Raw genomic sequence first — 11,380 nt, 5'->3', positions numbered from 1 at the left:
AATGGATGTAGCAATTAAGGCATTAGCAGCCGCTTTGGCAATTGGTATCACTGCCCTGGCAACCGCATTGGCACAACGGGCAATCGGTTCTGCCGGTGTGGGCGCAATTTCGGAGAAACCGGAATTGATCGGCTCCGTCATTATTCTGATCGCTATTCCTGAAACTCTGGTTATCCTCGGTTTCGCTGTAGCTGCTATTATTTTGTTGGGATAATCTAATGGAATTAGATGCCATTCTAGACGGCATAAAAAAAGCTGGAAATCAGCAGATTGCTCAAATCGAGCATGAAACTGAACAAGAAGCTTCTCAAATACTTGTAAGAGTCCAAAAGGAAGCGGAAGGACAGAAGAACCGTATCCTTTCGGATGGAAAAACGCGTCTTAATCGCGAACAGGCTCTCATCAGCCAACAGGCAGTAATCCAATCATTGCAGATTCATGCTGATGCGCGCCAAACACTGATCGAAAGTGTGCTGGATCAAGTGGAAAAACGTTTCAAAGAACTGCGCAAAGAGAAGGAATATGAAAAAATTCTTTCCAACCTTGTCGCAGAAACCGTGCATTCCATCACGCCTTCCTTACTGCGGAACCAAAAAATGGTTTTCCATTTTGATCCGCGTGATAAGGAAATAGCGGAGCGCATTATTAAGCAGTATAAGCAGCCTGTCTCAATTCAATTTGATATTGAATGCTCCGGTGGTTGTAATGCAGAAACTGAAGATAATAAAGTATTTGTCCTAAACACGGTGGAATCTCGGTTTGAACATGCTGCGCCTTATATAAAGCAGAATTTATCGATATTTTTTGAAAGGAAGTACGCTTCGAGCTGAGAAATGGCTTTGTATGATTATGGAAATACGCGTTTACGAGCACGAATCTCCCGCTTGCTTTCTATACAAACGTTGGAGTCATATTCGGATTTAACCTCCATCGACAGTTTTATTTCCGCACTGACTAAAACTCCCTATAAGGAATCCGTTGAAATGGCGCTTACTTATGCGCACGGCTACGGCTGTGTTGCGGAAGCCATGCAGCGCGAGTTGAAAAAAATTGTCACCGACCTAAACCGATTCTATGAAGGGAATGCGCTTGAGAATGTGTCTGTTATCTTCAGACGCATGGACTTATTAAATATTAAAGCGATTCTACGGGGATTATCGCACGAAGCACATATTGAAGATGTGACCAGTTCTTTTTCTCCTTTGGGAACCATCTCCAATCCGATTTTGCTGCAAATTGCGAAATCCAAAGATGTGTATGAAGCAATCAGCCGAATCGTGGTGTACCAGTTACCGGTAGCAAAACCTTTAATGGAATTGAAAGCCCGATCGATGAAATTGACCTCGGCGGAAATAGAGTTGGCGCTGGAGAAATGGTATTTTACTCAAATTAATATTGATCTGAACGGAAATTCCGAGGACATCCGCATTTTGCGGGAATACTACGCAATTGAAGCTGATATTGTAAATTTGAATACTGTCCTCCGGTTTGTCGGCGCGCCTGATGCCTACAGCAAAATCGAAAGCGGAATTGAATCCTTCCTGATCAATCCGGGCAATATTACGACTCACAAACTGATACGGCTTTCAAAAATGCAGGATGTGACCAAGGTCATCGAGGCACTGTTCTTCACTAAGTATGGAAAATTCTTGCGGATTGCGCTGCAATGCTATCAGGAATCCCAACTATTAAGTGAGTTCGAGAATCAGATGCGAATGTATTCGCTGGATTGGTTGTCCATGTTGCCTAAACAATATCCCCTGGGAATTGGCGTTCCTTTGGGGTATGCCTCTATGAAAAAAAGCGAAATTAGAAATTTGCGCTGGATTGCAAAAGGAATACAATCCGGCTTTGAACCAGGTTATATAAAAGAGAATTTGGAAAAACCGCATGAATAAGATGATTGTCCTCACCAAATCCGATCAGGTGGATGGCTTCAGATTAGCCGGAGTGGATGCTATTGGCGTGGATGATATCGATACGGTTGAAAGTATGATTAATTCCTGGCTCGCAAAAAAAGAAGGAATACTGTTGGCGCTGGATGATGATTTGTTTTCGATGCTGACTCCGGAACTGAGAAAAAGAATTTATGCATCCGATGAAATGCTTCTGGTAACCATTCCGGATAAGGTCCTTCTGGATAGCGATCGGACTCGGAAACAACATATTTACGAAATGATCCGTCATGCAACTGGCGTTCAAATTAGGTTCAAAGGTGAAAGTAATGGATGATTTAGAAAAACAAGCCGGAAAAGTAAAGCGAATCGCCGGCCCTGTTGTGGGCGCGGTTGGTTTTAATGAAATCCGCTTACATGATATGGTGTTGGTGGGTGAAGCAAAACTGGTCGGTGAGGTGATTCGTCTGAATGCCGATCAGGCCACTATTCAGGTTTATGAGGACACATCCGGTTTGCGTATGGATGAACCGATTTACAACACCGGTGAACCGTTGGTCGCGCATCTCGGCCCCGGCCTGATGGGCCAAATTTTCGACGGCTTACAGCGTCCCCTGACAACCCTGGCGAAAAAAGAGGGCGGCTTTTTGGGACGCGGTATCAGTGAATCTTCACTGGCAATGGGTAAAGCCTGGGATTTCACCCCGGTAGTCAAGGAAGGCGACCTGGTCACCCCCGGTACGATTTTGGGGACGATCCCCGAGACCCAAAGTATTGAACACCGTGTGATGGTTCCGCAGGGTATTTCCGGACGCATAGTCGAAATCAAGACTGGATCTTTTACTTTGAAAGATCATGTGGCCATTGTGGAAACGAAGAATAAGAAACATGAGAAAGTTTTCATGGAACAATCCTGGCCAGTTCGTATGGCCCGCCCATTCCACAAGCGTCTGGATTTAACGGAACCATTGGTTACCGGCAAGCGTGTTATTGACTTGCTATTCCCGATTCCAAAAGGCGGTTCAGCCATTATCCCGGGCGGTTTTGGTACGGGTAAGACTGTTATCCAACAATCCCTGGCACGTTGGTCGGAAGTGGATGTGGTGGTTTACGTTGGCTGCGGTGAACGCGGCAACGAAATGGCCGAGGTTTTGAACGAGCTGCCCAAGTTGGAAGACCGTTCATCCGGTATTCCGCTGATCAACCGTACTGTCCTAATCGCGAACACTTCCAACATGCCTGTGGCAGCGCGTGAGGCCAGTATTTACATGGGCATCACCATTGGCGAATATTACCGCGATATGGGATATGACGTGCTGATGCTGGCGGATTCAACCTCCCGTTGGGGCGAAGCCTTGCGTGAGGTTTCCAGCCGTTTGGAAGAGATCCCTGGCGAAGAGGGTTACCCGGCTTATCTGGCTTCCCGCTTGGCCGAATTTTACGAACGCGCCGGGCACGTGAGCTGCCTGGATACGGTTCACCCGGCAGATGAAAAGAGTGAACCGAAAGAAAAACAGAAAGAGGAACGTGAAGGCTCCATCTCTCTGGTTGGCGCAGTTTCGCCTCCCGGTGGTGATTTCTCTGATCCGATCACCCAAAGTTCCATGCGTATCGCTGGCGTATTCTGGGCGCTGGATTATGAACTCTCCCGCCGCCGGCATTTCCCGGCGATTAACTGGACCAAGAGCTTTTCCCTGGTGGACTTGTCCCGCTGGTTCCTGGAAGAAGTCTCAGATGATTATGAAGTCATGGTGAAGGAAACCGAGAATATTCTGGGCCGTGAGCATGAACTTCAGCAGGTCGTCCAACTGATCGGCCAGGACGCCCTTTCGGATATGGAGCGCGAAGTGCTTTTAATCTCCCGCATCTTGCGTGAAGATTTGCTCCAACAGTCCGCCATTCACGATGTGGATGCTTTCTGCCCGCTGGACAAATCCTACTGGATGATGAAAGTTATCTTGCACTTCCACGAAGCGGCACAGGAAGCCATGAAGAAAGGTGTAAGTCTGCAAGATTTGGACAATGCACAAGTTCTGCAGAAAATCGCCCGTATGAAAGAACTGAAATTGGATAATGCGGTTCAACGGCTGCAATACCTGATGAGTGATATTGATACTGAAGTTAGCCGTTTAGGCGAAAAAATGGAGAAGTCGAATGCATGAGGAAGAACAATTCGGCCAACTGACCACCAAAGAATTTCGTACGGTCAGCCAAATTCGAGGCCCTTTAATTTTTGTTGAACGTGTTTCGGGCGTAGCCTATGACGAAATGGTTGAGGTTGTTGATCCGGCCGGAAACACCCGCGTAGGCCGTGTGTTGGAAGTGGATAACAACGTGGCAGTGATCCAACTGTTCCTGTCAACGGAAGGGCTGGATATTTCCCGTACCCGCGTCCGCTTCACCGGTGATGTGACCCGCTTGAACGTGTCGCATTCCATGCTGGGACGTATCCTGAACGGATTGGGCAAACCAATCGACGGCGGTCCGGCTATCCTGCCGGAAAAATTGGAAGATATCAACGGCCGCCCGTTGAACCCGGCAGTGCGTATTGAGCCGAGCGAATTTATCCAAACCGGTATTTCCGCCATCGATGGCCTGAACTCATTGGCCCGCGGTCAAAAGCTGCCCATTTTCTCCGGCTCCGGCTTGCCCGGCAACGAATTAGCCGCCCAAATTGCGGCTCAGGCGCGTGTCATCAGCAGCAAAGGCGACCAGGATGAACCCTTCGCGGTGGTTTTTGCGGCTATTGGTATTACGCACCGTGAATCCTCTTACTTTATCGAACAATTCCGCTCCAGCGGCGCATTGGAACGCACGGTTGTATTCCTGAACCATGCGGATGACCCCACCATTGAGCGTATCATTACCCCGCGCGCGGCATTGACCGCAGCGGAATACCTGGCTTATGAGCAGGGGCTGCACGTCTTGGTCATCATGACCGATATCACCAACTACTGCGAAGCTTTGCGTGAGTTGTCTGTGGCGCGTGAAGAGCTGCCTGCCCGCCGCGGCTACCCCGGTTACATGTACTCCGACCTGGCCAGCCTGTACGAACGGGCCGGGCGTATTGAAGGCCATCCCGGTTCGGTCACGCAGCTGATCCTGCTGTCCATGCCGGATGACGACATCACCCATCCCATCCCTGACCTGACCGGTTACATTACGGAAGGACAGATTGTATTGAACCGTCTGATGAAGCAGAAGGGCACGTACCCGCCCATTGATGTGCTGCCGTCCCTTTCCCGTTTGATGAACGCTGCCATTGGCGAAGGCCATACCCGCGAAGACCACCGCAGCGTGGCCGATCAGATCTATGCCTTCTATGCGGAAGGACGCGACCTGGAAAAGCTGGTCACGATCATCGGTGAGGGCTCGCTTTCCGAACAGGACCGTCGTGTGCTGGAGTTTTCCAAGCGCTTTGAGAAGGAATATGTCGGTCAGGGACATTCCAACCGCACCATCCAGGAAACGCTGGATTTGTCGTGGGACATGCTCTCTGAAATCCCGGCGCAATATCTCAAACGTATTCCTGAAGAATATATCCGCAGGTATTACAAGAAGTAAAAATGGCTGATATTACCAACGTTTCCACTACTCGAAATGAGCTGCTTTCCCATAAGCAGCAGCTGAATCTGACCCATGCCGGTTATGATCTGCTGGATAAGAAACGCCTGGCGTTAATGCAGGAGATCATGCGGCTGCAAGATGAAGTTGTGCGTCTGGCTTCCGATCTGCAATCAATGACCGCTCAATCCAGGCGTTCTCTGGCAAAGGCGGAAGCGCTGGTGGGTACAGCAGGTGTGCGCTCGGCATCCAATGGCAAGAAACATGAGATCAATATCGAACTGGAAGATTCGCTGTTGATGGGTGTGCACGTACCGCGCATCAAACGCGATTCGGCTCAGCGCGAGTTTTACGATCGCGATATCTGTATCACCGGCACCTCGCCGGTCATTGATGAGGCTGCTGAATCTTACGAACAGAGTGTGGATGGCATGATTGCGCTGGCGGACGGAGAATTTCAGTTATCCAAGCTGATGAAGGAAATTCTGCGCACGACCCGCCGTTTGAAAGCGCTGGAGCATATCATTATCCCCCGTTTGCAGGCTGAATACCATTACATCAGCATGGCGCTGGAAGAACGTGAACGTTCCGAACACTTTTCAATGAAATTGGCCAAGAAACTGATCGACCGCAGGAACCAGGCCGCGCGCGAACGCCGCGAGAAGGAATGGGCTATGCAGGGGGAAGATTCCGCCCAATAATCGCGTCGCTCATTTTTGCCACACGCGCCATTTCTCGCACGTCGTGAACGCGCACGATGTCCGCTCCATGCGCAATACCCAGCGCGACAGCGGCAGCGGTGCCTTCCAGGCGCTCTTCAACCGGCAAATCAAGTACCTGTCCAATAAATGACTTACGGGATGGCCCGATGAGAATCGGGAATCCCATTTTTTTTATCTCTTCCAGGCGGTTGATGATTGCCAGGTTGTCTTTTAAATTCTTGCCGAATCCGATACCCGGATCCAGAATGATCTTCTCCTGCGCGATACCGGCTTTGGCTGCGATTTCCAGGCTTTCCCCAAGCTCTTTTTTGATATCCTCAATGATGTCATCGTATTGGACACCGGAATACGTGCTGCCCAGATTGCCCAGGTTTCGAACATCCTGCCAATGACTGCGGTTGTGCATGATCACTACGCCCGCATGGTGGGCCGTAATCACGCTTGCCAAATCCGGATCGGCTTTCAATCCCCAGATATCGTTGATCCAATGGGCGCCGCTGCGCAGGCAGATTTCCGCGCTTTCCGCTTTGTACGTGTCCACCGAGATGATCGCGGGCAGGTTGGCCTGCCGCAGGGATTCCAAAACAGGTTGGAGGCGCGCAATTTCCGTTTCCGCGTCGACAGTGTCGGAACCCGGCCGGCTGCTTTCCGCCCCCAAGTCGAGGATGGCTGCGCCTTCCTGCACAAATTGACGCGCCTGGGCTAACGCGGCGGAGGCGGGGTCGGATTGCCGCAGCAGTCCGTCGCCGGAAAAACTGTCGGGCGTGATGTTGAGGATGCCCATGACGTAGGTGCGCTCCCCCCAATGAGGCCAATTCGCCGTGAGATTGGGCTGGTAGAGGGTTATCTCTTCCCGGCCGGGACATTCGGCCAGAAGATCCGCAACGCTGCGCTTAAGCTGCGGGTGGACCAAATCGGGAGCGATGTCCGCCAGCGGCACTAGCACGAAAGCGCGTTCGGCCAGCATGGAATGCGGGATGTTGAGTGTTTCGGATTGGTAAACTTGTTCCCCATAAAAGAGGATGTCCAGGTCAATTAAGCGGGGTCCGTAGCGGAAATTCTTAACCCTGCCCAACTCGGCTTCGATTTCTTTCAGCCGGGTGAGCAGGGTTTGCGGTTCCAGTTCGGTTTCGACCTCCAGCACCTGATTTAAGAAGGCTGGTTGGTCGTTATAGCCCCAGGGCGGGGTTTCATAGACGGGCGAGGTGCGCAGCAGCCGGATTTGCGGAGCCAGGGCTGCCTGCGCCTGCAATAAATTACCCAAACGGTCCCCCAGGTTTGTACCAATGCCAAGGAAGACGCGCTCGGGCTTCATATTATTCTGATTTTAGAATGTTAAGCACATCCGCCAGCAGACCATAAGCGGTGGTATCCGGGCTGGGGTTGCTTTCCAAAATGCCTAAACCGGGCAGCACGTCGGTTTTGAATAACGCGAAAGAGCTGGTGCCGCTGAGGCTGAACAGGGGTGATTGCGGGCTGACTATTTCCGGCGCAACGCTGGCGGTAATGCCTTTTTCGGTCTTCTCGGCGCGGCAGACCAGTTTCCAACGGTTACCGTCTTTCTTGGCTTGCTGAATTTCGGTTTGCGATAATTCGCGGATGCCTTCGCGCTGTACCTGATTGGGTTTGAAGGGGGTATCCATTAATACTGTGATGATGGCAGCTACTTTGATGGCCGCGTCCCAACCGTCGATGTCGCCGCTGGGGTCCGTTTCGGCAATGCCGATGGACTGGGCGTAAACGACTGCTTCGTCAAAAGTTTTTCCTTCTTCCATCAGTTCGATCAGCAGGTTAGTGCAGGAGTTGAAGATGCCTTCCACGGCAAACAAATTGGTGGCGGGCAGCGCTTCGCGGAAGACCGAGAAGATGGGCGCACCGTCCATGACGGCCGATTCAAACAGGTAGCGGCGGTTGTGCTTGGCAGCCAATTCCTTCAATTCGTGATACGCGTGCACTACCGGGCCTTTGTTGGCCGAGGCTACGTGCATATTGTTTTCCAGCGCGCAGCGGACGTGCGAAATGGCCGGTTCACCGGTTTGATAATTGACGGGTGAATTTTCCAGCAGGAAATCCGCACCGCTGGCTTTTATAAAATCTTCATTATTGGCCGGTGACTTCACTTTGGAGAGTTCATCCAGCGATTTGCCGCTGTCGGCCAATTTCAAGGCCTGTTCCAGATCCAGCCCGGCCGGGTCGATGGCGCGCCCGTGGCGGCCGGTTGCGATGGCAGTTACGCGAAAAGCGACACCGTATTTTTGACTCAGTTCATCTTCCTTGCGCACGATCAAGCGCGCGAAGGCTTTAGCGACATTTCCGAATCCGATTAAACAAAAAGATATTTCCTTCATTGAACTTTCACCTCATTTTGATGTTCCCATTTTAAACCAAAGGCCAGGGAAATTGCCGCTGGTTTTCATCCGGCGCGGGATAAACAGGATGGTCGATATAAAATTTTATGCGTGATTTTAACGCATCTATCTCATTTTTTTGGAGCAATTGGGATAATTGCTGTTGGATTTCTGTTTTCGCCTGTAAATCACGAAGGAGATTTTGCAGCGATTCCAGCAACTCATTCTCGATCGGCTCGCCGGAAAAATCCCAAATGACTGTGCGCAGTTTAGGCTGGGCATGGAAGCACAGCCCATGGTCGATCAGCCAGAGATGGTCATTTTCATCCAACAGGATATGCCCGCCTTTGCGGTCGGCATTGTTAATAATAAGGTCAAAAAGAGCAGTAGGCCGCAGCCTGTCGCGGGTGGCATCGTCGAAAGAGAAATAATGCAGCTGCGGGTCATGGACGATAAAGAATTGGTATGAACCTGAACCCAAAGGCCCGTCTGCACGCATGATGGTGGGCGGAACCAGCTCCCAACCGAGGGCTTCGCTGACCAGGAAAGCGGCGCTTTCACGGGCGGCCAGCGATTCCGCCGGAAAGTCCCACAAGGGCATTTCCCCTTTTTGCGGTTTGTAAACGGCTTGAAAGGATTTGCCACCGTGGCTCAACTGCACCAGAAAAGTGTAATTACTGCCCAACACAAATTGGCCTTTCAGGTCGGCTTTGCCTTCCCGCAGAATTTCAAGAATTTCGGTTTTGGAGGGTATCGTCTTTTTCGGACGGGCGTTCATTGGGTGGGTTAGAGCGGCTGGTTCTTCTTGTGCCCGTTCTTTTTAGGGCAGAAATGCCCTTCCGGGTCCATCGGTTCACCGCATTGCGGGCAGATGGGGCGGCCGCGTTCAATTACCGCCACAGCCCAATTAGCCAATGTAAACAACTGCGCGCGTGTACACCAAAAGCGCACTACACCGCCTTCTTCCGCCGGCAAATCGGCAGGTGATTCCTTGGCAATGATGCAGACCATATCGCCGGATTCATCGTAAGCCAAGCCCATATCCCCAACACGGAAGAGCGGGTCAACCGGCGGATGAATGATCATGGCTTCTTCCTGGAAGTCGACATCCATTTGCGCCTCTTTTTTGAAACGGGTGCTGACTTCTTCCAGAAAATCACTCACGCCGATGATCAGCGATTGCAGTTGGACCTTCTCAATGATCAGACTGATGACTTCAGTGCCTTTCTTGCCCTGAATATAGAAAATCCGGCTGCCGGGTTTACCGATAGCGTCAACGGTGATGGAATCGACGGGATCGAGCGAAAGGTCAATGTTTGCCATAATAATCTATCCTTCTCTTTGTATTTTATTCCCTGAAGCATCCCAGACGAGTTGCATAGGCTGGGCTTGCAGATGTAGCAGATTCACAATGGAAGCGTTAAAAACATTCAGGTCGCCGCTGGTGGCGAATTGCAGTGAAACCGAATTCCCATCCGGGTTAAGCAGATGGTGTTCCTGCAGCAGGGCATGGGTGCGCCTGGCGATGGCTGGAGCGGGGTCGATCACATTCACGTCCGGACCGGTGATTTGGCGGATAAGGGGCAGCGCAAAAGGAAAATGGGTGCAGCCCAAAACCAGCGTATCGGCGCCCTGTGCCAGCATGGGCATAATAGCTTCTTCCAAAATGGCGCGTGTTTGCGGGGTATCCAACCGGCCGGCTTCAATGGCTTCCACCATGCCGGGCAGGGTGCTGGTGAGTATCTTTACATCCTGGGCGAATTTCTCCACCAGGGTGTTGTAAAGTTCTCCCTGGAAGGTAGCCGGTGTAGCCAGCACGCCCACGACCTTGTTATGGGTTTGTTGAGTGGCAGGTTTGAGCGCGGGTTCCATGCCCACAAAGGGGACATCCGGAAATTCCTGCCGCAGGTCTTTGAGGGCGACTGCCGAGGCGGTGTTGCAGGCAACCACAATCAGTCCGGCGCCCGCATCCAACAGGTAGCGCGTCATGGCGAATGAAAAACGGCGGATTTCAGCTGGTTGGCGTTTCCCGTAAGGAACGTGGGCTTGGTCGCCGATGTAATACAGCGGCTGGGTTGGCAGTAATGCCTGAATTTCGCGTAATACCGAAAGGCCCCCTACGCCTGAATCAAAAATACCGACTAATTTCTTTTCTGTTGATCCCTTTTCCATTTCAATTAAGCATTATAAATGAAAAGGGTGCAACCTGGCGTAGGTTGCACCCGCGATCGAAAATAAGGGCGGACTAAGAGAATTTTTCTTTTAGTCTGGCTTTCTTACCGGTTCTTTCTCTCAGATAGAACAGTTTTGCACGGCGAACTTTGCCGTGTCGTTCAACAACGACTTTGTCAACACGCGGGGAGCGCATCAGGAAGGTACGTTCCACACCGATGCCATTGCTGGCGATGCGGCGCACAGTGAAGGTTTCTTGATTGCTTTTATTGCTCATTGCAATCACGGTACCCTTGAACTCCTGGATCCTTTCGCGTTCTCCTTCGACAATTTTTACGTGAACGCTGACAGAATCGCCCGGTAATAATGCGGGAACGTTCGGATTCACAGGTGCTTCAATTGATTTAATTAAGTCGCTCATATTTTTTTCTACCCATTGAAAAGATTCCACGTCTCACGACGCGAAGCATGATTTTACCATGAATTAGTAGCTGTGTGTAGGCAAGATTAACCACAGATAGACACGGATGAAAATAATCTTTCAATCACAATTACCTGCCTTGCTAGAGTATTGTAGGTCACACATTCGCCTGCACCCTCCGGGGTGTGTGTGACGATGAACAAAAGATAAACACAGATTACCATAGATAAAAAAGCGATTCCATCTTCCCAACGGGGA

General features: G+C 50.9%; 13 protein-coding genes. 7 read left to right on the top strand and 6 right to left on the bottom strand.

Annotation, left to right across the window (positions count from 1 at the left end):
- The first annotated feature begins 1 nt into the window (after position 1).
- The 7 genes from Pelsub_RS00270 to Pelsub_RS00240 are packed head-to-tail and all read left to right on the top strand — an operon-like array spanning position 2 to position 6,160.
- Positions 2-214 (top strand): ATPase, encoded by a 213-nt coding sequence (locus tag Pelsub_RS00270; protein WP_116225080.1) that lies wholly within the window; start codon positions 2-4, stop codon positions 212-214.
- Between the two features lie 4 nt (positions 215-218).
- Entirely contained in the window at positions 219-830 is a 612-nt protein-coding gene (locus tag Pelsub_RS00265) for a V-type ATP synthase subunit E (RefSeq protein ID WP_116225079.1), read from the top strand.
- A 3-nt stretch (positions 831-833) separates the two neighbouring features.
- Positions 834-1,898, top strand: a complete 1,065-nt coding sequence (locus Pelsub_RS00260; protein ID WP_116225078.1) for a V-type ATPase subunit — start codon at positions 834-836, stop codon at positions 1,896-1,898.
- Entirely contained in the window at positions 1,891-2,232 is a 342-nt protein-coding gene (locus Pelsub_RS00255; protein ID WP_116225077.1) for a V-type ATP synthase subunit F, read from the top strand. Before Pelsub_RS00260 ends, Pelsub_RS00255 begins: the two co-directional genes overlap by 8 nt.
- Positions 2,225-4,057: a V-type ATP synthase subunit A gene (locus tag Pelsub_RS00250; RefSeq protein ID WP_116225076.1), complete on the top strand. Its 1,833-nt coding sequence runs from the start codon at positions 2,225-2,227 to the stop codon at positions 4,055-4,057. Before Pelsub_RS00255 ends, Pelsub_RS00250 begins: the two co-directional genes overlap by 8 nt.
- Positions 4,050-5,459, top strand: coding sequence for a V-type ATP synthase subunit B (locus Pelsub_RS00245; protein WP_116225075.1), 1,410 nt, complete (start codon positions 4,050-4,052; stop codon positions 5,457-5,459). Before Pelsub_RS00250 ends, Pelsub_RS00245 begins: the two co-directional genes overlap by 8 nt.
- Positions 5,460-5,461: 2 nt before the next feature.
- On the top strand, positions 5,462-6,160 hold the full coding sequence (locus Pelsub_RS00240) for a V-type ATP synthase subunit D (RefSeq protein WP_116225074.1): 699 nt from the start codon (positions 5,462-5,464) through the stop codon (positions 6,158-6,160).
- Here Pelsub_RS00240 and folP read toward each other — a convergent pair.
- From folP to rplS, 6 genes are all read right to left on the bottom strand, one after another.
- Entirely contained in the window at positions 6,132-7,496 is a 1,365-nt protein-coding gene (gene folP / locus Pelsub_RS00235) for a dihydropteroate synthase (RefSeq protein WP_116225073.1), read from the bottom strand. The genes Pelsub_RS00240 and folP overlap by 29 nt on opposite strands.
- Position 7,497: 1 nt before the next feature.
- A complete protein-coding gene (locus Pelsub_RS00230; protein WP_116225072.1) occupies positions 7,498-8,529 on the bottom strand; it encodes a homoserine dehydrogenase in 1,032 nt (343 codons plus the stop codon).
- A gap of 31 nt (positions 8,530-8,560) precedes the next feature.
- Entirely contained in the window at positions 8,561-9,307 is a 747-nt protein-coding gene (locus tag Pelsub_RS00225; RefSeq protein ID WP_116225071.1) for an SCO1664 family protein, read from the bottom strand.
- Between the two features lie 8 nt (positions 9,308-9,315).
- Positions 9,316-9,852 carry a DUF3090 domain-containing protein gene (locus Pelsub_RS00220; protein ID WP_116225070.1) on the bottom strand — a complete coding sequence of 179 codons (537 nt, stop codon included), beginning with the start codon at positions 9,850-9,852 and terminating at the stop codon, positions 9,316-9,318.
- 6 nt (positions 9,853-9,858) lie between these two features.
- Positions 9,859-10,701, bottom strand: coding sequence for a glutamate racemase (murI, locus tag Pelsub_RS00215; protein ID WP_116225069.1), 843 nt, complete (start codon positions 10,699-10,701; stop codon positions 9,859-9,861).
- Positions 10,702-10,774: 73 nt separating this feature from the next.
- Positions 10,775-11,122 carry a 50S ribosomal protein L19 gene (rplS, locus tag Pelsub_RS00210; RefSeq protein WP_116225068.1) on the bottom strand — a complete coding sequence of 116 codons (348 nt, stop codon included), beginning with the start codon at positions 11,120-11,122 and terminating at the stop codon, positions 10,775-10,777.
- Positions 11,123-11,380 lie beyond the last annotated feature (258 nt).

It is taken from the genome of Pelolinea submarina, assembly GCF_003966975.1.
GTDB classification, from domain to species: domain Bacteria; phylum Chloroflexota; class Anaerolineae; order Anaerolineales; family Anaerolineaceae; genus Pelolinea; species Pelolinea submarina.
Note: the sequence above shows the minus strand (reverse complement) of the source record. Positions and strands in the feature narration are given on the sequence as shown.

Excerpts from the sequence above, each read along its gene's own strand:
- murI (WP_116225069.1), bottom strand. The coding sequence starts at position 10,701 with ATGGAAAAGGGATCAACAGAAAAGAAATTAGTCGGTATTTTTGATTCA.
- Pelsub_RS00250 (WP_116225076.1), top strand. The coding sequence starts at position 2,225 with ATGGATGATTTAGAAAAACAAGCCGGAAAAGTAAAGCGAATCGCCGGC.
- Pelsub_RS00265 (WP_116225079.1), top strand. The coding sequence starts at position 219 with ATGGAATTAGATGCCATTCTAGACGGCATAAAAAAAGCTGGAAATCAG.
- Pelsub_RS00225 (WP_116225071.1), bottom strand. The coding sequence starts at position 9,307 with ATGAACGCCCGTCCGAAAAAGACGATACCCTCCAAAACCGAAATTCTT.
- Pelsub_RS00255 (WP_116225077.1), top strand. The coding sequence starts at position 1,891 with ATGAATAAGATGATTGTCCTCACCAAATCCGATCAGGTGGATGGCTTC.
- Pelsub_RS00260 (WP_116225078.1), top strand. The coding sequence starts at position 834 with ATGGCTTTGTATGATTATGGAAATACGCGTTTACGAGCACGAATCTCC.
- Pelsub_RS00240 (WP_116225074.1), top strand. The coding sequence starts at position 5,462 with ATGGCTGATATTACCAACGTTTCCACTACTCGAAATGAGCTGCTTTCC.
- folP (WP_116225073.1), bottom strand. The coding sequence starts at position 7,496 with ATGAAGCCCGAGCGCGTCTTCCTTGGCATTGGTACAAACCTGGGGGAC.
- Pelsub_RS00270 (WP_116225080.1), top strand. The coding sequence starts at position 2 with ATGGATGTAGCAATTAAGGCATTAGCAGCCGCTTTGGCAATTGGTATC.
- Pelsub_RS00245 (WP_116225075.1), top strand. The coding sequence starts at position 4,050 with ATGCATGAGGAAGAACAATTCGGCCAACTGACCACCAAAGAATTTCGT.
- Pelsub_RS00220 (WP_116225070.1), bottom strand. The coding sequence starts at position 9,852 with ATGGCAAACATTGACCTTTCGCTCGATCCCGTCGATTCCATCACCGTT.
- Pelsub_RS00230 (WP_116225072.1), bottom strand. The coding sequence starts at position 8,529 with ATGAAGGAAATATCTTTTTGTTTAATCGGATTCGGAAATGTCGCTAAA.
- rplS (WP_116225068.1), bottom strand. The coding sequence starts at position 11,122 with ATGAGCGACTTAATTAAATCAATTGAAGCACCTGTGAATCCGAACGTT.